The 20,541-nt window shown below is 31.0% G+C and carries 24 protein-coding genes; 2 read left to right on the top strand and 22 right to left on the bottom strand.

The window, feature by feature from the left end:
* The 5 genes from AMO08_RS05545 to AMO08_RS05525 form a co-directional block, all read right to left on the bottom strand.
* The coding region (locus AMO08_RS05545; RefSeq protein WP_143323823.1) for a hypothetical protein at positions 1-202 on the bottom strand (202 nt) is incomplete at its 3' end.
* 48 nt (positions 203-250) lie between these two features.
* The gene (locus tag AMO08_RS05540; RefSeq protein WP_075485973.1) at positions 251-997 is read right to left on the bottom strand and encodes a sulfite exporter TauE/SafE family protein; all 747 of its coding nucleotides are present in this window, start codon (positions 995-997) and stop codon (positions 251-253) included.
* The gene (locus AMO08_RS05535) at positions 988-1,257 is read right to left on the bottom strand and encodes a GNAT family N-acetyltransferase (RefSeq protein ID WP_075485972.1); all 270 of its coding nucleotides are present in this window, start codon (positions 1,255-1,257) and stop codon (positions 988-990) included. Before AMO08_RS05535 ends, AMO08_RS05540 begins: the two co-directional genes overlap by 10 nt.
* Positions 1,258-1,430: 173 nt before the next feature.
* Entirely contained in the window at positions 1,431-2,198 is a 768-nt protein-coding gene (locus AMO08_RS05530) for an ABC transporter permease (protein ID WP_075485971.1), read from the bottom strand.
* Positions 2,188-3,123, bottom strand: a complete 936-nt coding sequence (locus AMO08_RS05525; protein ID WP_075485970.1) for an ABC transporter ATP-binding protein — start codon at positions 3,121-3,123, stop codon at positions 2,188-2,190. Before AMO08_RS05525 ends, AMO08_RS05530 begins: the two co-directional genes overlap by 11 nt.
* Before the next feature lie 58 nt (positions 3,124-3,181).
* On the opposite strand from AMO08_RS05525, the gene AMO08_RS05520 reads away from it, so the two are divergent.
* Positions 3,182-3,562 (top strand): thioredoxin family protein, encoded by a 381-nt coding sequence (locus AMO08_RS05520; RefSeq protein WP_256997669.1) that lies wholly within the window; start codon positions 3,182-3,184, stop codon positions 3,560-3,562.
* Here the strand turns inward: AMO08_RS05520 and AMO08_RS05515 are convergent.
* The 14 genes from AMO08_RS05515 to AMO08_RS05450 form a co-directional block, all read right to left on the bottom strand.
* Positions 3,555-4,994 (bottom strand): sodium:solute symporter family transporter, encoded by a 1,440-nt coding sequence (locus AMO08_RS05515; RefSeq protein ID WP_075485969.1) that lies wholly within the window; start codon positions 4,992-4,994, stop codon positions 3,555-3,557. The genes AMO08_RS05520 and AMO08_RS05515 overlap by 8 nt on opposite strands.
* Before the next feature lie 120 nt (positions 4,995-5,114).
* Positions 5,115-5,408, bottom strand: coding sequence for a hypothetical protein (locus tag AMO08_RS05510; RefSeq protein ID WP_075485968.1), 294 nt, complete (start codon positions 5,406-5,408; stop codon positions 5,115-5,117).
* 3 nt (positions 5,409-5,411) lie between these two features.
* Complete coding sequence (locus AMO08_RS05505; RefSeq protein ID WP_075485967.1) at positions 5,412-5,921, bottom strand: pentapeptide repeat-containing protein; 510 nt, start codon at positions 5,919-5,921, stop codon at positions 5,412-5,414.
* A gap of 61 nt (positions 5,922-5,982) precedes the next feature.
* Positions 5,983-7,020, bottom strand: coding sequence for a Gfo/Idh/MocA family protein (locus tag AMO08_RS05500; protein ID WP_075485966.1), 1,038 nt, complete (start codon positions 7,018-7,020; stop codon positions 5,983-5,985).
* A 1-nt stretch (position 7,021) separates the two neighbouring features.
* The gene (locus tag AMO08_RS05495; protein WP_179850757.1) at positions 7,022-8,005 is read right to left on the bottom strand and encodes an aldose epimerase family protein; all 984 of its coding nucleotides are present in this window, start codon (positions 8,003-8,005) and stop codon (positions 7,022-7,024) included.
* Between the two features lie 8 nt (positions 8,006-8,013).
* On the bottom strand, positions 8,014-8,775 hold the full coding sequence (locus AMO08_RS05490; RefSeq protein ID WP_075485964.1) for an SDR family NAD(P)-dependent oxidoreductase: 762 nt from the start codon (positions 8,773-8,775) through the stop codon (positions 8,014-8,016).
* Entirely contained in the window at positions 8,775-9,554 is a 780-nt protein-coding gene (locus tag AMO08_RS05485) for an ATP-binding cassette domain-containing protein (RefSeq protein ID WP_075485963.1), read from the bottom strand. Before AMO08_RS05485 ends, AMO08_RS05490 begins: the two co-directional genes overlap by 1 nt.
* Positions 9,554-11,149, bottom strand: a complete 1,596-nt coding sequence (locus AMO08_RS05480; protein ID WP_075485962.1) for an ABC transporter permease — start codon at positions 11,147-11,149, stop codon at positions 9,554-9,556. Before AMO08_RS05480 ends, AMO08_RS05485 begins: the two co-directional genes overlap by 1 nt.
* 72 nt (positions 11,150-11,221) lie before the next feature.
* Positions 11,222-12,127, bottom strand: a complete 906-nt coding sequence (locus tag AMO08_RS05475) for a sugar ABC transporter substrate-binding protein (RefSeq protein WP_075485961.1) — start codon at positions 12,125-12,127, stop codon at positions 11,222-11,224.
* 261 nt (positions 12,128-12,388) lie between these two features.
* Positions 12,389-13,291: an ROK family protein gene (locus tag AMO08_RS05470; RefSeq protein WP_075485960.1), complete on the bottom strand. Its 903-nt coding sequence runs from the start codon at positions 13,289-13,291 to the stop codon at positions 12,389-12,391.
* Positions 13,292-13,293: 2 nt separating this feature from the next.
* Positions 13,294-14,043 carry an SDR family NAD(P)-dependent oxidoreductase gene (locus AMO08_RS05465; RefSeq protein ID WP_075485959.1) on the bottom strand — a complete coding sequence of 250 codons (750 nt, stop codon included), beginning with the start codon at positions 14,041-14,043 and terminating at the stop codon, positions 13,294-13,296.
* Positions 14,036-15,517: a tripartite tricarboxylate transporter permease gene (locus AMO08_RS05460; RefSeq protein ID WP_075485958.1), complete on the bottom strand. Its 1,482-nt coding sequence runs from the start codon at positions 15,515-15,517 to the stop codon at positions 14,036-14,038. The genes AMO08_RS05465 and AMO08_RS05460 overlap by 8 nt, the downstream gene beginning before the upstream one ends.
* The gene (locus tag AMO08_RS05455; RefSeq protein WP_082255036.1) at positions 15,518-16,024 is read right to left on the bottom strand and encodes a tripartite tricarboxylate transporter TctB family protein; all 507 of its coding nucleotides are present in this window, start codon (positions 16,022-16,024) and stop codon (positions 15,518-15,520) included. It abuts the gene before it with no gap.
* Between the two features lie 23 nt (positions 16,025-16,047).
* A complete protein-coding gene (locus AMO08_RS05450) occupies positions 16,048-17,022 on the bottom strand; it encodes a Bug family tripartite tricarboxylate transporter substrate binding protein (RefSeq protein ID WP_075485956.1) in 975 nt (324 codons plus the stop codon).
* Positions 17,023-17,091: 69 nt separating this feature from the next.
* On the opposite strand from AMO08_RS05450, the gene AMO08_RS05445 reads away from it, so the two are divergent.
* Positions 17,092-18,087 (top strand): 4-hydroxythreonine-4-phosphate dehydrogenase PdxA, encoded by a 996-nt coding sequence (locus AMO08_RS05445; RefSeq protein WP_075485955.1) that lies wholly within the window; start codon positions 17,092-17,094, stop codon positions 18,085-18,087.
* Between the two features lie 2 nt (positions 18,088-18,089).
* On the opposite strand, the gene rbsK is transcribed toward AMO08_RS05445, so the two are convergent.
* The 3 genes from rbsK to AMO08_RS05430 all read right to left on the bottom strand — a co-directional run bounded on the left by rbsK (position 18,090) and on the right by AMO08_RS05430 (position 20,470).
* Positions 18,090-19,001, bottom strand: a complete 912-nt coding sequence (rbsK, locus tag AMO08_RS05440) for a ribokinase (protein ID WP_075485954.1) — start codon at positions 18,999-19,001, stop codon at positions 18,090-18,092.
* Positions 19,002-19,011: 10 nt separating this feature from the next.
* Positions 19,012-19,473: an RbsD/FucU family protein gene (locus tag AMO08_RS05435; RefSeq protein WP_075485953.1), complete on the bottom strand. Its 462-nt coding sequence runs from the start codon at positions 19,471-19,473 to the stop codon at positions 19,012-19,014.
* A gap of 73 nt (positions 19,474-19,546) precedes the next feature.
* Positions 19,547-20,470 (bottom strand): sugar ABC transporter substrate-binding protein, encoded by a 924-nt coding sequence (locus AMO08_RS05430; RefSeq protein ID WP_075485952.1) that lies wholly within the window; start codon positions 20,468-20,470, stop codon positions 19,547-19,549.
* Between the last annotated feature and the right edge of the window lie 71 nt (positions 20,471-20,541).

Raw genomic sequence — 20,541 nt, 5'->3', positions numbered from 1 at the left:
CACCAAAAATTTTTCTTCCATATCCTGTTCTAAACTTGTTATCTAACTCTGGTCTTACAGGATCTTCATCTGTATTACATTCTTTAAGCTCAACAAGTTTTGCGCCTTTGACCCACGCAAAAAAATTATCAATATTTTTAGTTAAAACCTGTCTATTTTTTCTTAATCTTGCTTTAATTCTTGGGTTAAATTTTTTTTTCATTCTAATAATTATCTACCATTTATTTTAAAGTTTAAATGCGTAATTAAATCATACCAGATAATCATACAAAAGCTTCACACTAGTAACAAAAATTAAAGCATATAAAATATTGTAAAATAATTTCTCTTCAATAATTTTAAGTAATTGATATCCAATCAATATTCCCAATAATGCAACTGGAAACAATGTTGCTGACTGTTTAAAAGACTCTAAGTTTGTCATAGATAAACTAATGTACAAGGGAAGTTTAATTAAATTTACGAAAGTGAAAAAAAATATTCTTGTACCTACATAAATTTCTTTTTTCATTCTAAGCGGGAGTAAATAAAGACTAGTTGGAGTTCCTCCCGCATGTACGCAAAAACTTGTAAATCCTGCTACGACTGAACAAGTACCACCTTTAAAAAAGTTTTTTTCTGACTTTTTTTCTTTATTTTTTTTAAAAAAAAAGTAATGACCAGCAAACAAGAAGCCCATAACTCCAATAATAAATTTTAATAATTCCTCTGAAAAATATGAAAAAGTTAATGATCCAATAAATATCCCGATTGCTGCAAATGGAACCATTAATTTTAAAGTTCCTAAGTCAAATTCCTTTCTATATTTATAAACAGCAATAAAATCTGAAAATATTAAAATTGGTAAAATAATTCCTAAAGCTTGGTTTAATGGCATCACTATTGTCATTAAAGGAACAGAAATTAAAGTCATGGAACCACCTAGACCTGATTTTGCAATTCCATATAAAATAATGGCAGGAACAACCGTTAAGAAAAATAAAAAGTTTACTTCCATCTATTTAATGATTTTAATAATTTCAATCCTAAAGGGCTTATCGGTTCTTGAAGTATTATTGCTTTTCCAGTTTTTTCTTTTACTAATTCTAATAATTTGGTTGCTAATCCTTTTTTTCTAAAAATCGGATTAACAAAAATATACTCTACTTCTCCTATCTCATTAAATCTAACAAAGCCTATTGTTGTATTTTTATTTTTAAAGGTAAAAACTCCATCCGTTTCCTTTATTTCAAAATTTGAAACATCAAGAATGTTCATAAATCCTAGTAATTAAGGAGCAAAAGAATTACTGCTATTGCAGCAATTATGGAGCTAACGGCAATATAATTAAGCTTAATATTGAATTTTTTTTCTACGTATTCGGTAATTTTCTCCCAGAACAAAACAATCAAAAAAATAATAATAGCTGGAAGAATATATTTAATCATTATTTATGTTTTTATATTATAACCTTTTTTAAGAAGCGTTGTTACAATCACTATACAAATAATCAAAAAGCTTAACATTAAACCAACACTTATCCATATATTAAAATCTGATACTCCATAAAATGAAAATCTTAATCCATTTATCAGATATACTACTGGATTAAAATATGTAACTATTTGCCAAAACTCTGGAAGCATATCTAAAGAATATAAGCTTCCACCTAAAAAAACCATTGGAGTTATAACAAGAGTTGGTATGATTGACATTTGTTCGAAATTAGAACTCATCAATCCAATTAAAAAACCAAATAATGCAAAAGTAAATGATACTAATACTAAAAGAAAAATCATTAATATTGGGAATTGCACTTCAACTTCAACAAAAAAAGTTGAAGTAATGAATATCATACAACCAACAATTAAAGTTTTGGTTGCTCCTGCGCCAACAAATGCAAGAACTATTTCTAGAGTTGAAATTGGTGCAGCTAAAATTTCATAAATTGTTCCATTAAATTTAGGAAAAAAAATACCAAAGGATGTGTTACTTATTGATTGGGTTAATAATGTAAGCATCAACAAACCAGGTACGATGTATGATCCATAACTAATGCCATCAATATTTTCAACATATCCTCCAATAACTGAGCCAAAAACTATAAAATATAAAGAGGTAGATAAAACTGGCGATAATAAGGATTGCATCAATGTTCTTCTAAATCTATCCATCTCATGAAGGTAAATTGCTTTAAATGCATAATAATTAAATTTCATTGTTTTCCTTTACTAAGCTTACAAAAATTTTTTCTAGTGTACTCTGTTCTGTTTTTAGATCCTTTAGTTTAAATCCTGCATCTTTTAAATCTTGAAGTAAATTTGTAATACCTGTTTGTTTTGCTTGAACATTGTAAGTATAATCAATTGACATTTTATCTTTTCCTATCTCAAGATTGTATTTTACTAAACTATTTGGTATTGCTTTGACCTCTTCCTGTAAGTCTACCGTAAGTTTCTTATGACCCAATTTCTTTAATAATTCTTTTGTTTCATCGACAACTATTATTTCTCCTTGATTGATAACTCCCACTCTATCCGCAATAGCCTCTGCTTCTTCTATGTAGTGTGTGGTTAAAATTATTGTAACGCCATTTTTCCTTAAACTCTCAACAACTTTCCACATGTCTTGTCTTAACTCAACATCTACTCCAGCAGTTGGTTCATCTAAAAACAAAATGGTTGGTTCATGAGATAATGCTTTTGCAATTAAAACCCTTCTTTTCATTCCTCCAGACAATTGTCTAAGTCTTAAATCTTTTTTATCCCATAAACTTAAATCTTTTAAAACTTTCTCAATATGTTTTGCGTCAGGTTTCTTCCCGTACAAACCTCTAGAATAGGAAACGTTATTAAATACGGTTTCAAATTGTTCCAGAGTAAGCTCTTGTGGAACTAAACCAATTTTTGACCTTGTTTCTCTATAATCATCAATTATATCAAATTCGTCTACTGTAACCTTTCCAGAAGATGGTCTTACTATTCCACAGATAATACTTATTAGAGTTGTTTTTCCTGCGCCATTTGGTCCAAGCATCGCAAAAATTTCACCCTTTTTAATATTAAGATTAATGTTTTTTAATGCTTCAAATCCATTGTCATAGGCTTTTGATAAGTTATTTATAGTAATTAGATCACTAGACATTTGATAACCATATATAGAGACAATTTATTGTATTACAATAAATTAAAATTTACGTTAAATGAAAAAACATATGAAAAAATTTTTAATATTTATTTGTTTTGTATTAGCATTGACTTCCAAAGCAACTAGTAAAGAAACGACTTATGATAAACAATTATTTGACAAAGCTTTATCGGAAGGAAAAGTTGTTGTTGTGAGTTCTTGGATTAAATATTGCTCGTCATGTGCAGGTCAAATGGAAGTGTTAAAAAAAGCAAAAAAAGATTTTGAAAATATGGAATACTTTGCTTTTGATGTAACAAATAAAGAAATTGCTAAATTTTTTAATGTTCAATATCAAACAACACTTTTAATTTTTAAAGATAATAAAGAAGTTTACAGAAGTATTGGTGAGACAACCAAAGAACTTATTTATGACGCTTTAAAATCCTCTATCTAAATTTAATTTTCAAAATTATTACTGGCAAGAAAGTTGCAACCAAAAAAGATAAAAATAATAAAGATTGAGCTATAAAAGGTGAAAATGTATCTGTAGGAAAAATTACTCCTACTAATAAACTTTTAGAAAAATCTGGAAATGGAAACATTAAAAATCCTGCAACTAGACTAATTATAATTGAAACATAAGCATTTTTTTCACCCACCTTATTATAGAAACTATAAAAAACAGTCACTACAAATGCACAACAAAATAAATCTGCAAGTAAGAATAAATATAAAATATCAAATCCTTTTGAAGCAACTCCAAAAGCAATTACAGACAAGATTAAAATAAAATACTTAGATATTTTTAAGTAATCAGTTTTTTTATCGAAGTTAAAAGTTGCTTTGCCATCAACTACAAACAAGCTTGAAATAGCATTAACTAAAGTATCAACAGTAGATATTGTTAATGCAAGACCAAGGACAACGATCAACAAGGATAAAATTTCTGTTTGATCTTTTAATAATAAATTAAAAAATCCTAAATCTGATCTAACAGATGGGTCCATTGAAAATGAAACCATTCCAATAAATCCCATTAAAAAAACTATTGGAACAATAATAAAGAAAGAAATTATCAAACCAATTTTTAATGTTTGAAAATCTTTTGCTGCATATACTCTTTGCCAATTTCCTTGATGAAATAAATTAGTTGCTGCAACTGCTATAAAAAAAGTTAATCCAGCGGTGTATCCTGGAATATATTTTGAACTTATTAATTGAGGATTTTTCTCATTAACTAAAGAAAAAGAAAAATTATCTCCTGAAGATGAACTAATGATTGAAATCAAAACAAATAATAAAACACCAATTACAATCATTTGAATATTATCAGTAAATATTGATGCTCTTAGACCCCCATAAAGGGTGTAGCTTAAGGTAGCTACCAAAACTATTAACGCTGTAATCCACAATTCTGTTCCAGATATATAATTGATTAATAAAGCAACCGCCGTTACTTCTGCACAAAGAAAAATGAACATATAAAAGATTGTCATTAACAAAATTAACTTAAATAGGCTTTTGCTAAATTTCTTTCTCATAAACTCAACTAAAGAAGACCCTTTTGGAAACTCTTTTCTAATTTTTTTTCCAAAATAAATTAAGAAAATCATTGGAAAAGCTGTGCCTAATGCATATCCAATAACAGCACCTACTCCACCCCATGTTGCAGCCGCAACTGGACCAAATAGGATCCAGGCTCCTAAAGCTGATGCTACTAGACTTGTGGTAAGTGAAAATAAACCAATGTTTCTATTTGCAGTTAAATAATTATTAATTCCTCTAAATTTTTTAGAGTGAAAAATTCCCAAGAAAGCAAATGTTAAACTAATTATAATAACTAATGTTAATGAGGTTGATTGAGTTAAAAAATATGTTTTATCCATTTTATCCCTTTCTGAATTACCGGACAGGTTCTTTGGGTATGATCTCAGTCTGTTAAGACACCCCTTGTTGATATACTTAATATATTTTGTTTATTATTGAAAGTCTTTTTAAAAATTTAATTATTTCTGATTTTTATGGTTCATTATTTCGATCATACATTGTGTAGCGTATTCTCTCCACTCAGATGAAGTTTTATTTTTTAAGCTATTAAGATGGTTTCTGTTACTTTGAATATCATCTTTATGTTTAATGTAATCAGCTCCATTTAAGTTTTTCTCCATTTCAGACAAATTTGTTTCCATTGCTTTTATCCATTCTTTACCAAGCTCAACACATTTTTGATCATCTTTTTCATCACAAATTTGTTTAAAAAAATTAAAGATTACATCATCAGTATTAACTGAAGTATTCATCAATTATTGTTTACAGGTACCGATAGATTCTGGACCACACGTTTGACCATTGGTCCAAGTAGCTCCGGTTAAATTAGCTCCATCAAAATTAGCATTGATAATGTTAGAAGATGTAAAGTTAGCTTCCATCAAATTAGAGTTTTGAAAATTAGCTTCAATCAACGTAGCACCCATAAAATCTACTCTAGTTAAGTTTGCTCCTGTGAAATTAGTTTTTTCAAAATTTGCACCTATAGAAATCGATTCATAAAGATTAGCTCTTACAAATGTAGACTCTGGGAAAGTTCCAAATGATAAATTTGAAGTCATCATAATGCTTTTATCAAAATTCACTTGAATAAAACTTGAAAAAGAAAGATTTGAATTTGGAAGATAACTTCCTTGTAGGTCTTGAGAGTCTGAAAATCTACAATTAGAATAATCTACACCTTCTGTTAAAGGATCGTCACATGCAGCATTTGAATTTGTAAAAAATAAAAAACTAAATAAAGCAAGTAAGATAATTTTTTTCATATAAAAAGTTAACAAATAAAATATGTCAAAACAATGAATGATTTAAATTTTAATAAAAAATTTATATTCTTACTTTTTTACCAGTTTTTGCACTTTTAGTTATTGCTGCAAAAATTTTAAGAGAAATTAAACCATCATTACCATTTACTTTTGGTTTAGCTTTTTTAGTCACTACATCAGCAAAATGGTCAATTTGGTTTACTAATGTATTGTCATCTTTTTTGTTTTTATCTTCATTAACAAAAATCTTGTTCCACCAGCTTCGTTCTTTTTTATAAAACCAATATTTAAGATTGGGAAACTGTAAAGAACCTTTGGTGCCTCCAATCATATAAGCAGATTGGTTGGTAATTGGGTATGCAGAATTTTCTCCAGCGGTTAATTCATAACTCCACGGTGCAACAATTGTATCTGACAAATTAAGTGTACAGAGCGCTCCTGAATAAAAGATCAAGCTTATTGTGGCTGTATCCTCTACTTGAAATTTTCTAGTTTTATTTGTTGTAAATGCTTGAACATATTTTATTGAACCCAATAAATAACAAATCATATCAATGTCATGCACTAAATTGATACCTAAAGGCCCACCACCTTTACTAACTCTCCATTTTTCTTTGTAATATGCTTTGTGTTTATATAACCAGCATAAAACGTTTGCAGAAACGATGTTGCCCAATTTACCTTTGTTAATAATGTCTTTAACTTTAGAAACTATTGAATTATGTCGACGATGATATCCAATCAATAATGGTGTTTTATTCTTCTTAGAACTGCTTATGATTTTTTTTGCAGATTGAAAATTGTGTGAAATAGGTTTTTCTAACAAAACAGGAATTTTATTTTTTAAAAAACTTACAGTATGTTTTTCATGCAATTGATTTGGGGTAGCGACTATTACAGCATCTAGTTTTTTTGAATTTAAAAGCTCTGATACATTTGAATATAATGGGATTTTATATTTTTTTGATAAATTTTTAGCATTATTACTAATATCTACTATTGAATGAAGATTTGCTTTCTTTGATTTTTTAATAGCTTTAATATGTTGTAAACCCATTAAACCAGTTCCAACAATTGATATGTTTATTTTTTTATTCATTTTATGAAATATTTATTTTTGTAAAATGCTTATAAAGTTTTTTAGGTTTAATTAAAGTACTTGGAAAATTTTTATTGTTTGGTGCATCTGGATAGTGTTGAGTTTCTAAACAAACACCTTGATAAGGAGCAAGTTTGTTTTTATATCGTAAACCTTGGCTAGTATAGAGCTGTACCCCAGGAAGATTTGAATAAAAATCTAATTGTATATTAGTTTTTTTATTTTTTAACGAGGCTAAATAGTTTTTAGAATTTTTTTTGACACAAAATGTTAAATCAAATCCTAATTGATTGATTGTATTGGATACTCTCTTTATTTTCTTATTTTTTATTATACTTATTTTTTTTCCGATATTTTGAAACTTAGTAAAGTCATTAATAGTATTTTTTACTTTTTTAATTTTACCAGTTGGGATTAATTTATTGTTTACCTCAAGATATTTTTCTGAGTTAATTTTTAGATCATGGTTAAAAATCGTCTCTTTTTTATTTTTATTTAAATTCCAATAACTATGATTTGTTAAACTGACGTGAGTAAATTGATTTGATTTGTATTGGTATTTAATAATTAAACTTTTATTTTTAATTTCATAAGAACACTCCGAATTCAAATCTCCTGGGAAACCTTGGTCAAGATTTTTAGATAATAATTGATAGATAATTTTAGTTTTTGAGCAATGGTGTATTTTCCACTTTAATCTATCAAATCCTATTTTCCCTCCATGTAAAGTATTTCTACCTTCGTTGCCATCAAGTTTATAAATCTTATTTTTAATCCTAAATTTTGAATTTGATATTCTACCTGCATACCGTCCGCAAGTAGCACCTACGTAAAAATTTTTACTACTATAATTTTTGGTAGGACCAAGATTTAAGATTAAGTTTATTTTTCTTTGTTTGTCATAAACCTCATACAAACAAGCACCGATGTTAATTGTTTTAATTCTTAAATATTTATTTTCTATTTTTGAACTTTGTGCTTTCACAAAGCCTATTACAACCAACCTTTATCAACAATGTAAGATTGATTAGTACATCCACCTGATTGTTCTGATGAAAAAAATAATACTGCTTGAGCAAGCTCATGAGGCAACAATCTCTCTTTTAAACATTGATTTTTCATCAAATCTTTCTCAGACTCCTCGTTTAACCAAAGATCAATTTGTCTTTGTGTTAAGACCCATCCTGGTACTACTGAGTTAACTCTGATGTTAAATTCACCTAAATCTCTTGCAAATGATCTAGTTAAACCAACTACCCCTGATTTTGCAGCTGTGTAAGCAGCCATACCACCTTGTCCAACCATCCAAGAGGAAGATCCTATATTTACAATTACACCACCTTTATTTTCAATCATTGATTTTTTAACTGATTGAACTGTGAAAAAATAATGCCTTAGGTTTACATTCATTCTTTCGTTCCAATATTCCTCTGTAACATCGTCAATTTTGTGTCTTGTGTCGTTAGCGGCATTATTAATTAAGATATCAATTGGGCCTTTTTGATCAATGATGTCCGCAATTGTCTTTTGAAGTTGTTTTATATTTAACAAATCACATTCAATAAAAGTTGGTATTGAATATTTTTTATTTTTTATATCTTCAATTAATTTTTCAGCTTCTGAAACTTTAATATCTATAAAGTAAACTTCAGAACCTTGTTCACAAAAATGTTCAACAATTGAAGCTCCAATTCCTGATCCCCCACCAGTGATAAATACTCTTTTATTTTCTAAATCGTAATATTTTACTTTCATTACAATTCTAATTCTTTGGCAAGATCACCTATTTTTGCACCACCTGCCATCAATCTTTTCACATCCTCGTTACCAAGTTCCGATGACAATCCTGAACCAATTACTTCTCCTAAACTTAAGAAAGTATATCGATCAGCTATAAGACGTGCATGAATTTCGTTGTGTGTAATAAGTATAATTGCAATATTTCCTAAACTTTGTACTTTTTTAATTGTCTTTAAAACCTCCATTTGCTGCTTTTGACCTAATGCTGATGTAGGTTCATCTAATATTAATATCTTTGCACCAAAGTAAATTGCTCTTGCAATAGCCAATGTTTGTCTTTGTCCACCTGACATTGTTCCAACTGGCTGATTAGGGTTTGCAATATTAATTCCAATTTTAGACATTTCTTCTGTTGTTATTCTGTCCATCTCATCCATTTGCATTAAACCAAATCCACTAGGTCCTTTTATTAATTCACGTCCAAGAAAAAAATTTCTTGTTACTGATGTTAGAGCGTTGAGTGCTAAATCTTGATAAACTGTTCCAATACCTGCATCAGATGCTTGACGTGGTGTAGTGAAGTTAACGATTTCTCCATCTACTTTTATTTCTCCACTTGTCATTGGATGAACCCCAGATAATACTTTGATCAAAGTTGACTTTCCAGCACCATTGTCACCTAAAAGTGCATGAACTTCGCCCGGATAAACATCTAATGAAACTCCGTTTAGAGCAGTAAATGTTCCAAATTTTTTTACTAGATTCTTTATTTCAATTAATGGTTTTTTGTCCATTAGATATTTCCCATAATTCGTTTTCTAATATTCTCATTTGTCAAGGCAGCAGTAACAAGAACTGCTCCAAGGAAAACTCTGTAGAACGATCCATCAATTCCTGGAATATAAAAGAAGGCTTCTTTTGCAATTCCAAAAATAATTGTGCCGAGGATTATTCCACCTATTGTTCCAAAACCTCCAGTTAGCACAACACCACCTATAACCGCCGCAGCAATTGCTTCTAATTCTTTTAAATTACCTTTTGCTGTATCCGCAGTATTAACTTCAAATACTTGGCACGCAGCAAACATAGTTGCGCAGAACGCAGTAAACATAAATAATGAAATCTTAACTTTATTAGTTGGCACACCGTTAGCTTTTGCAGCACTAAGGTTTCCACCAGTTGAATAAATCCAATTACCTGCTTGAGTTTTACTCAAAATTAAATAACAAATAAACGCTATAAGTCCCCAAATCATTAATGCAGAATACATTCCTTTAGCAAAAATGTTTCCATAGTTATTTACATTCCAATCTACCGTATAATATAACCAATTAAATACTGGCTCCATAATGTCGCCTCCAAAAAAATTAGCAACCGGTCTTGCAGTAACTATTGTATCTATGTAAGCTCTTGCTATATCAATATCAGTAACCGCTTTTGCAGCAACATCAGGAACATTAACTCCAGCTTCTATTTTCTTTGTCAAAATTTCGACCATTGAATCATTGCCAGATTTTTTTGCTCCAGCTAATGATTTTTCTAAAGTTGAAATCATTTTTTCAGCATTTGCTTCGGTTTTGTAAGCTGCAACCTTTTCGTTTATATATGTTAGTCGTTCGGTTAATTTTGCTACCGTGCTCGCTGGTACAGTGCTAAGAATTTCTAATAATTGGTCATTTGGTAAAGCTTTAGCCGCATCTCTTTCCATTTCTCCATGACCTGGAACATTTATAATGTTTTTGATATCTGGTAAATCTGTAACAGTTGTTGATCCAGCAGTTTGATCAGGAGCTCTGTTAAATGCTCTATACGAAACTTCTGTTAAACCTCGTAAAAAGAAAAGTCCACCTAGCGTTACAATGAAAGATGCTATACCACTTTTAACTATTATCCATCCTTGTATCCATCCAAAAGATAGCGTCATACATAGTGTAATTAATATTGCTAGTAGTGGTGAAACATCTTTAATTTTAAATAATGTGTATCCTTCAAAATGAAAACCTCCTTCAAAAGATATGTAAGGAATAACAACAGCAAAACCCCATTTTAGTATCATTGCCATACAACCGCCAGCAAAACCAATCATTGAACCAACAGAAAGATCAAATTCACCTGCTATAATTAACATTCCAGCAGCAAGTGCAACGATCCCTAATTGTGCAATTACCCTAAAATTATTTCTAATTCCTAAAGCGTTAAATCCTTCACCAGAAAAAGGATTAAGAGAAAATTGTCCTTCTGGAATAGAAAAGTATCCCAACATACAAAAAAGTAAAACCATAACTCCAAAAGGTCCAACCTCTGGACGAGACGTAAATGCAGAGTACCATTTTTTTTCACCTTGTCGGTCTGACTCTTGTCTTGGTTTTTTTGTTGTTGATGTATTCATTTTTAAAAGACTTGTTAATTGTGTAAAAAAAAAAGGGCCGATTGAATAATCGACCCTTTAAATTATTACAGACTATCTATCAATTCCTGCTAAAGCAGCAACTGAAGAAGCGTTAGACTTGTCAACGAAGCCAGGTCCTGATGGGATGTTAGCTCCTGGTAAAAGTCCAGCACTGTTATTGTACAAGTGTAATACGATAACTGGCATATAACCTTGTAATCTTTGTTGTTGATCGATAGTGAAAGAAACTCTTCCAGATCCGATTAAGTCCATAACTGCAGGACTCAAGTCGAAGCAAGAGTGGTGTACTGTCATACCAAGATCAACTAAAGCTTTATCAACAGCTTCACATACGTGTGGTCCTACTGAAAGGATCGCATCGATATCAGTGTTAGCTTGTAAAGCAGCAGTTGCTCTAGTTTGAATAGTTGCAGGGTCAGATGTAGTATCAGTCATTTGCATAGGAACAGCTGCACCGTAACCTTCACATCTGTCTACAAGAGCTGTGTTGTATGCTTCTTGAATCATACAAAGTGCTTTAGTAGCACCTTCAGATTTTGCTCTTTCACCAGCTTTTTGTCCAGCAAGTAATTCAGGCTGACCAACGTGCATTAAAGCACCTAGGCTAGCAGAAGACTCTAAACCAGAGTTCATTGTAATTACTGGAACACCAGCAGCAACAGCAGCTTTAATAGCTGGGCCTAATGCATCTGGATCTGGTAAAGAAATTACCATACCGTCTGGTTGAGTAGCTGCAGCAGCTTGAATTGAGCTTGCCATATCAGCCATATCAGCAGAAGGGTTGTAGATGTATTCGAAGTCAGCGCCGATTGCTCTAGCTGCATCTTCACCACCTTTTTGAACTACTGGCCAAAAAGGATCTTTTCCTTCACCATGAGTAATCATGACGTATCTTTCAGCGAACGCAGAAGTTGCAAATAATGCAAGAGCTGCAATCGAAAGTATAAGTTTTTTCATTATTTCCCTCTTATTAGTTAGTTAAGTTAATATATATATATTAATTATTAAGTCAGGATATAAACACATTCAAACATAAGTAGTAAAGTAAAAAATAAAATTAATAACAATTTATATATAATTTCTATATCTAATTCTAATTTGGTAAAATTAAAATTAAATCAACCTTTAGTTGAAATTAATTTTTTATAATTTTTTATAAATTTTTTTATATTTTTGGAAAAATTTAATTTTTTTTTATTAAATTATGAATTGAATTTTCTAATACGTCGCACTTCTTCCTAATCTTGCAGCACCACGGACACCACTTGCATCACCATACCTTGGTTTTAAAAAAACACCTTCGTACTCTCTACCAATAACAAATTTTCTAACCAGTGAGTCTATTTCATTTAAAAAATCAATTTCGTTTGAAACTCCGCCTCCAAAAATAAAAGCATCAGGATCTAAAATATTTATTATACTTGAAAGCGACATTGCTAAATTCACTTTAAAATCATCAATAAATTTTTCTGCATCTAAATCATGTTTTCTGTTCAATTCAAAAATTTCATTTGTATTTAAATTTTTTCCATAAAGTTTCTTAAATCTTTTTGCTAAACTTAAACCAGATAAAAAACTTTCAATCTCTGCTTCCCTAGCATTGCTTGAGTCAAAATTTTCTTTCTTAGCTGCAAAATATGGAATTTGGTTATGTCCCCATTCCCCTGCTACTCCATTCGAGCCAGTAATAATTTTTTTGTCTATTACTAAACCGCCTCCAACTCCTGAACCTAATATAATTCCATAAACAATTTTGTAATGTTTGCCTGATCCATCTATTGCTTCAGATAAAGCAAAACAATTTGCATCATTTTCACAAAACACTTCTTTTCCAAGAGCTTTACGAAGATCGCTTTGAAATGGTTTTTTTTCTAACCAGGTTATATTTGGAGCATTTTTTACTAATCCTGTTTGAGGAGAATGAACTCCTGGATGACAAACACCAATTGGAAGTTCTTGTTTAAACTCTTGTTCTAATTTACTGTGAATATCTCTTATAGCAGTTATAATTTGGGTATACTCCTTAGGACACGATATTCTTGATCTGTGTTTTTCGTTCCCATTCTCTTCAAGAACAACACTCTCAATTTTAGTTGCTCCTACATCAATACCTACTTGCATAACTAATATGTAGCTCTTCCACCACTTAAATCAAAAACTGCAGCTGTGGAGAATGAATTTTCTTCACTAGCTAACCAAGTTACTAATGAAGCTAATTCTTCAACTTTTGCAAATTTGTTTCTTGGAATTTTTGATAACATATAATTTATATGTTCTTCGGTCATTTGATCAAAAATTCTTGTTTTAGCTGCTGCTGGAGTTACGCAATTTACAGCTATATTTTTTTGGGCAAGTTCTTTACCTAGAGATTTTGTTAAACCGATAACGCCAGCCTTAGAAGTACTATATGCACTCGCATTAGGATTGCCCTCTTTTCCTGCAATAGATGCGATGTTTACTATTCTCCCGTAGTCATTTTTTAACATGAATGGAACAACTGCTTTACAACAATAGAAAACTGAATTTAAATTTAAGTTCATTACTTTTTTCCATTCATCTAATGGATATTCAGCGACAGTAGTATTCATACCTGCAATACCTGCGTTATTGACAAAAATATCTATTTTTCCGTATTTTTTCTCTACTTCGTCTAAATTTTTATTTACTATTTCAAAATTAGTTACGTCTACGACCTGATGACTTAGGTTTTCTGATTTAACTTTATCAATCGCTTCTTTAGCAGCATTATCATCAATATCCCAAATTATAACTTTAGCTCCTGCTTCAATAAATCTTTCAGTTATTGCTAAACCAAAACCCTGGGCTCCACCAGTAACAACTGCCACTCGATCATTTAAATCGTACTTAATCATTATTTTTTTTTATTTTCCTCGATCTTATTAAAGGAAAAGCCAAAGCAATTAAAGACAAAATAAAGAATGTTAAAGCAATTGGTCTTGTGAAAAACATCAGCCAATTACCATCGAATATAACTAGAGATTGTCTTAAAGTTCCCTCAACTAACTCACCCAAAATTAATCCAATAATAACTGGTACTACTGAAAAGCCATACCTTCTCATAAAGAAACCTAGCACTCCAAAAAATAACATTATCCAAACATCTATTATAGATTGATTTAAAGAATAAGTTCCACATACTGAAACTGCGAATATCATTGGCCATAAGATTTTGTTAGGTACTAAGGTAATTCTTGCAAATATTTTTGCTCCAAAAAATCCAAAAATAAAAAAAAGGATATTAGCTATAAGCATGGCGCCAAAAATTCCATATAGGAAATCTGGTTGTTCTCTAAACAAATCTGGTCCAGGTCTAACACCATGAATAATCAATCCCGTAAGTATAACTGCTGTTGTTGCGCTACCAGGAATACCTAGAGCTAAAGTTGGAACCATCGCGCCACCTGTTGCTGCGTTATTTGCAGCCTCAGCACCAGCAATGCCTTCAATAGATCCTTTTCCAAATTCTTCTGGATTTTTTGAAAATCTCTTTGCTTCAGAATAACCAATTAAGGATGCAACTGTTCCACCTTCTGCAGGAAGAACTCCAATAAATGATCCAATCCCACTTGATCGTAATATTGTTTTCCAAGTTTTTTTATAATCATCTTTGCTAGGAAGCTTAATTGCTTTTAAAGCTATTCTGTTAAACACTTGATTGATTAAAGTTGATTGAGTTAACATTTCACTCATTGCAAAAAGTCCAACCACTACTGGTATAAATCCTATTCCCTCAGTTAATTCATTGATCCCAAAAGTAAAACGATCAATTGAAGTCATAAAATCTTTACCAACGGTAGAAATCAATATTCCAAATGCACCTGCGATTAAATTTTTAATTGGACTACCCTCACCTATTGAAGCAAGCATCGTTAAACCAAATATAGCTAATGCAAAATATTCTGGCTGACCAAACTCATAAGCAAGTTGTGCTAGTATAGGAGCAAAGAAAACTAATATAACGACACTAAAAATACCTCCAACAGTACTTGATACTGTTGCCATACCTAAAGCTCTTCCAGCTTCGCCTTTTTGTGCTAAAGGATAGCCATCTAAACAAGTGGCTGCAGCTGCTGGGGTACCTGGTGTATTAATAAGTACTGCAGTTATTGCACCACCATAGGTTCCTGCACAATAAATAGAAGTTAATAAAACAATTGCAGATAATGGATCTAGAGTCATTGTGAAAGGTAATATCAATGCTCCACCTGTTGTTGGTCCTAACCCTGGCAACACACCTAATATCAAACCAAATAAAGTTCCAAAAAACAAAACTAATAATAGTTTAGAACTGAAAAGTGGCGCCAGCATTAATAATAAATTATCCATTTAACTATAGTAAATGTTAGTAATTATTCCTAGGGGAAATCTTAAACCTAAAATAGTTTCAAAAAATATAAAAACAATAATTGGGAAAATAATCCCAACTAGTAATAAATAAAATAATCTTTTTTCTCCCCAACAATAAGAAACAAAGATAGATAAAGCTGAGATTGCTAAAAAGAAATCAAGTGTTTTAGAAACTACTACAAAAATAACAAAACTTGATAAAGTTAGAAAAAATGATCTTGGTAATTTTTTTTCAACTTTCCAAGGATTTTTAGTTGCCAAATAATAGATTAACAATGTCATTACTATTATTAAGACTAAAAGCGCTTTTGGGAATGTTGCTGGCTGTATTCCTCTATTTAAAATTGGAGGAACAATATCAAAAGTAAAAGTTGTGATTAATAATGCTACAGATATTAAAATAATTACAAGAGAGACTCTAAACTCATCTCTAAAAAAAAAGGGCAAACTTTTGTTTGCCCTTTTTTGTTTTTGTACATTTTTCATATTCAAATGTACTTTTAATTAGATTAGTTAATGTAACCTAAAGCTTTAAGCTGCGCAGTCATCTCAGCAAGCATTTCTTCCATTTGCTTACCCCATTCATCTGCACCTACAACACTTGTCTCATCAAGACCAATTTCTGTTAAGAAATTTTTGTAGTAGTTGTGGCTCATAGCTTTCATCATTCCAGCTTCTAATTGTTTTACTCTATCTGCTGGAGCACCTTTTTTAGTTACGAAACCTCTAACAGTAGATAAAGAAACAGGTATACCTAATTCTTTTGCTGTTGGAGAGTCTCCAATTTTAGCCATTCTATTATTTGCTAATACGACTGAAACACAAAGTTTACCTTCATTAATTTCAGTTAATGCTTCACCTAAGTTTAAAACACCTACATCAATATCTCCTTTGATAAGGTTAGTTTTGATTGGCGCAACACCTTTGTAAGCAACGATAGTTGGATCTTTTAATCCACCTTTTTTTGTAAATGCGATTGCACTAACATCGTCAATACCACCAGTGTGAGTAGTTCCATATTTTAGTGATTTTGATTTTTGTGTGCTAATAAATTTTTTAGCATCTTTGATATCGTTTTTACAATTTACAACAAATAATTGAGGATCATCAGTTCCTCTAGCAAGTGGTTGCATATCACTTAACTTAACCTTAGTTTTGCCTAAAGCCATAGATACAGCATGACCTGTAGTCCAAGTTAAAGTGTGGTTACCATCTGCAGGTAAAGACATCATGTAATCCATTGATGCCGCTCCACCACCACCTTTTTTGTTCACTAATTGCATATCCTGCTTAAGAACTCTTCTTGCTCTTAATAACATCATTCTAGTAGTAACGTCAGTTCCACCACCAAAACCAGCGTGTGTAATTGCTTGTATTGGATGACCGTCAGCTTTAGCTGATGTGATCATTAATGGAAGAGCTACAACAAAAAATTCAGTTACTAGGAAAGCAGCTGCTAAAAATAGTTTAAAGCTTTTTTTCATTATTTCCCTCTTAAGTTAATTTATATTTAATAATTTAAACATAATCTGATACAAGACGTAAAGAAAAAAATGGCTCAAAACAAATCTAACATTGCTTTACTATTAGGTGATCCTGCAGGTATTGGTCCAGAATTAGTTTCAAAACTTTTAAATGATGAAATGACTAAAAAAGCAAACATAGTTATCATTGGTGAAAAGCAGGTATTTGAAACAGGAAATAATATTACAGGAATTTCACATAATATAGATATTGTTAAAAATTTCGATGAAATTGATTTTAATAAAGCAAATAGATTTCTATTAAATATTTCTAAAGGAAAAAATCATAAATATAAGTTAGCTGAACCATCAAAAGAGTCTGGTGAAAGTGTATTAGAAGCATTAGATTTAGCTTTAACTCTTGCTAAAGAAAAAAAAATTGATGCAATTAATTTTGCGCCAATGAATAAAACAAGTTTAAAACTTGGGGGAAATAAACACTCAGATGAATTGCAATTAATGGCAGAAAAACTTGAAGTAAATAGTTTCTGTTGTGAGTTTAATGTTATAGATAATTTTTGGACAGCAAGGGTAACATCGCATATTCCAATAAAAGAAGTTGCCCAACATATTACAAAAGAAAATATAATGAAGCCTATAAAATTAATTAATGAAGTTATGGAGCTAAACGGTGTTAAGAAACCTCGAATTGCTATTCAGGCACTTAATCCCCATGCAGAGTTTGGTACTGAAGAAAAAGATGAAATTATACCTGCGATTGAGGAAGCAAAAAAACTTGGTTACAATGTTGATGGTCCTTTACCATGTGACACCTCTTTTGTAGTAGCTTATAAAAATAAAAATCATGATTGTATGGTTGGTATGTATCATGATGCGCTACAATCTGGTCTTAAAGCATTTGGTTTTGATAGAGGGGTAACAGTCCAAGGTGGATTAACTGTACCAGTTACAACTACTGCTCATGGTTCTGCATTTGCTATTGCAGGAAAAAACGAGGCAAACTTAGCTCCAATTTTAAATTCATTTAAGATTGCGTTGTCCATGGCTGAAAATAAAAAGAATTAAATTTAATTATCTGTTACTTCTTTAGCAAAAGGCATAGAAGAAGCGGCACCTAATCTTGTTGTTGAAATCCCCGCAACTTTATTTGCAAATGATAAAGCTTCTTTTATATCTAGATCATTTGCTAAACCGACAGCAAAAGCTCCATTAAATGCATCTCCTGCTCCTGTTGTATCTACAACGGCTTGTTTTAGTTTATATGCTTCCAAGAAAAAGTTTTCTTTTCCGTTTGAGAAATAAATACCTTTTTCACCTAAAGTAATAATCACATTTTTTATGCCTTTTTTTAAAAACTCGTCGGCTGCATTTTTTATATCTTCAACTGTTTTAATTTTTTTATTTAAATAAAATTCAGCCTCTGTTTCATTAGGAGTAAAAAAATCTATTAATTTAAAATTACCCTCGTCAATTTTACGTGCTGGAGCAGGATTTAAAATGGTTATACATTTATGTTCTTTTGCTTTTTTTAAAGCATAAATTGTAACTTCATCAGGAGTTTCCATTTGTGTCAGAAATATTTCTGAATTTTTAATTGTTTCAATTTTATTGTCTATATCTTCACTAACAAGATGTTCAGCTGCTCCTGAAACAATACTAATTGCATTGTTTCCATCTTTATCGATCATAATGCCAGCAACTCCTGTAAAAAGTTTTTCATCCTGAATGATTGAATGAGTTTTTACTCCAGCTTCCTTATAAAGATTAAATGCCATTTCAGAATGACTATCTTTACCAACTTTGGTTATAAAACTAACTTCTCCATTTAATCTAGAGGCTGCGATCGCTTGATTTGATCCTTTTCCACCTGGACCTACTACGTGTTTTTTTCCTAAAATTGTTTGACCTTTGCTGGGAATTTTATCTCCAATAAAACACAAATCTGCTACGAAAACTCCTAATATAGAAATAGATTTCATTAATTAAATTTTATGACCAAACCTTACCGTCTGGTAAAATTACACCTTTAGTTAAAATAAAACATCCAAAAGGTCTAGCATCTGTAGTTGTAACTATACAGTATGCTTTTTTTGCTTCTTCATAAAAATTTTGCCTAGATATTGAACCAACTTTCCAATTTATCCCAGAAACATTTTTAACTACATCAATAAATTCCTTATGCGTCTCTGTTAATTCATCTGGTTTGTCATCCACCTCCATTCTCAAAGCTGGAGATCCACCTTGTGTAACAATAAAACTATCAAGAGGAAAAACGGAAAGGATTGCTGAGGCCGCTTCTTTAATCCCAACTCCGTCTAATCTTATCACTTTGTCATTAGAGGTATTTGCAGGAAAATTTGCATCAGCTAAAATTAATTTTTCTCCATGACCCATGGATCTTAGATGAAATAATAATTCAGGGCTTAAAACTGGATTTATATTTATTAACATTAAAATATTATATTACATAAAAAAAAAGGGTGGAATTAAATTCCACCCTTTTTAATTATTTATTATCTAAAGATTATTTAAAATCGTTTGCGTTTTCTTTTGTTACCAATTGTGTTCCTGTATCGATGTTTGGATCAATACTTCCACCATTAGCTAATTCAAGAGCATATTTTACTCCATATGCACCCATGTTGTAAGAAAACTGAGCAATTGTCGCTGTCATCTCTCCTTTTAAGATACTTGTAGCTGCATCTGGAGTAGCATCAAAACCTACTACAACCACATCATTCATGTCCGCATCTTTAAGAGCCTGCATAGCACCTAAGCCCATATTATCATTTGAAGCAAATATTGCTTTAATGTTTGGATTTTTTAAAATAATCGACTCAGTTACAGATCTACCTTTTGCAGTGTCCCACTCAGCAGTTTGAGTAGCAACAATATTTAATCCACAATTTTTAAAACCTTTTATTGCACCATCTCTTCTTAACAAAGCTGTAGATTGTGACTCAATACCGGTTAAAATTGCAACATCTGAACCTTTAGGAGTTTTATCACAAATAAATTTTGCAGCTAACTCTGCACCATTCATGTTGTTTGTTCCAATAAAAGTTACCCCTTCATTAATTCCTTTTGTATCCACAAATACAACTGGAACGCCACTTTTAATCGCATCGTCTACGATTGGAGCAAAAGCATTTGGATCTCCTGGCGCTAAAGCTATTGCATCAACACCTTTTGCTAGTTGGTCTTCAACTTGGTTAATCTGAGCTTGTACATCACCTTCTTGCGGTGGTGCAACCAAAACTAAATCAACACCTAATTTTGCTGCTTCTTCTTTAGCTCCTTTTTCTACAGATGCCCAAAAAGGATTTCCTGATCCAGGTCCTTTAATGCTGAATAATATTTTTTTTCCAGCAAATGCCCCTGTTGAAAAACTTGCTAATAGAAAAACAGAAGTAATAATTACACTAATTATTTTTGTTAAGTTTTTCATATATTTCCCCTTAGTTGTTTTTTAAAATTAAATTTAATCGAAAATTTAAAAAGAATTCAACAGTTAATAAG

It is taken from the genome of Candidatus Pelagibacter communis, assembly GCF_001180205.1.
GTDB lineage: Bacteria > Pseudomonadota > Alphaproteobacteria > Pelagibacterales > Pelagibacteraceae > Pelagibacter > Pelagibacter ubique_O.
Note: the sequence above shows the minus strand (reverse complement) of the source record. Positions and strands in the feature narration are given on the sequence as shown.

Coding starts and splice junctions, on each gene's coding strand:
- AMO08_RS05445 (WP_075485955.1), top strand. CDS start 17,092: ATGGCTCAAAACAAATCTAACATTGCTTTACTATTAGGTGATCCTGCA.
- rbsK (WP_075485954.1), bottom strand. CDS start 19,001: ATGAAATCTATTTCTATATTAGGAGTTTTCGTAGCAGATTTGTGTTTT.
- AMO08_RS05540 (WP_075485973.1), bottom strand. CDS start 997: ATGGAAGTAAACTTTTTATTTTTCTTAACGGTTGTTCCTGCCATTATT.
- AMO08_RS05430 (WP_075485952.1), bottom strand. CDS start 20,470: ATGAAAAACTTAACAAAAATAATTAGTGTAATTATTACTTCTGTTTTT.
- AMO08_RS05525 (WP_075485970.1), bottom strand. CDS start 3,123: ATGTCTAGTGATCTAATTACTATAAATAACTTATCAAAAGCCTATGAC.
- AMO08_RS05500 (WP_075485966.1), bottom strand. CDS start 7,020: ATGAATAAAAAAATAAACATATCAATTGTTGGAACTGGTTTAATGGGT.
- AMO08_RS05465 (WP_075485959.1), bottom strand. CDS start 14,043: ATGATTAAGTACGATTTAAATGATCGAGTGGCAGTTGTTACTGGTGGA.
- AMO08_RS05470 (WP_075485960.1), bottom strand. CDS start 13,291: ATGCAAGTAGGTATTGATGTAGGAGCAACTAAAATTGAGAGTGTTGTT.
- AMO08_RS05485 (WP_075485963.1), bottom strand. CDS start 9,554: ATGGACAAAAAACCATTAATTGAAATAAAGAATCTAGTAAAAAAATTT.
- AMO08_RS05460 (WP_075485958.1), bottom strand. CDS start 15,517: ATGGATAATTTATTATTAATGCTGGCGCCACTTTTCAGTTCTAAACTA.
- AMO08_RS05530 (WP_075485971.1), bottom strand. CDS start 2,198: ATGAAATTTAATTATTATGCATTTAAAGCAATTTACCTTCATGAGATG.
- AMO08_RS05515 (WP_075485969.1), bottom strand. CDS start 4,994: ATGGATAAAACATATTTTTTAACTCAATCAACCTCATTAACATTAGTT.
- AMO08_RS05490 (WP_075485964.1), bottom strand. CDS start 8,775: ATGAAAGTAAAATATTACGATTTAGAAAATAAAAGAGTATTTATCACT.
- AMO08_RS05480 (WP_075485962.1), bottom strand. CDS start 11,149: ATGAATACATCAACAACAAAAAAACCAAGACAAGAGTCAGACCGACAA.
- AMO08_RS05475 (WP_075485961.1), bottom strand. CDS start 12,127: ATGAAAAAACTTATACTTTCGATTGCAGCTCTTGCATTATTTGCAACT.
- AMO08_RS05435 (WP_075485953.1), bottom strand. CDS start 19,473: ATGTTAATAAATATAAATCCAGTTTTAAGCCCTGAATTATTATTTCAT.
- AMO08_RS05535 (WP_075485972.1), bottom strand. CDS start 1,257: ATGAACATTCTTGATGTTTCAAATTTTGAAATAAAGGAAACGGATGGA.
- AMO08_RS05505 (WP_075485967.1), bottom strand. CDS start 5,921: ATGAAAAAAATTATCTTACTTGCTTTATTTAGTTTTTTATTTTTTACA.
- AMO08_RS05455 (WP_082255036.1), bottom strand. CDS start 16,024: ATGAAAAATGTACAAAAACAAAAAAGGGCAAACAAAAGTTTGCCCTTT.
- AMO08_RS05520 (WP_256997669.1), top strand. CDS start 3,182: ATGAAAAAACATATGAAAAAATTTTTAATATTTATTTGTTTTGTATTA.
- AMO08_RS05450 (WP_075485956.1), bottom strand. CDS start 17,022: ATGAAAAAAAGCTTTAAACTATTTTTAGCAGCTGCTTTCCTAGTAACT.
- AMO08_RS05510 (WP_075485968.1), bottom strand. CDS start 5,408: ATGAATACTTCAGTTAATACTGATGATGTAATCTTTAATTTTTTTAAA.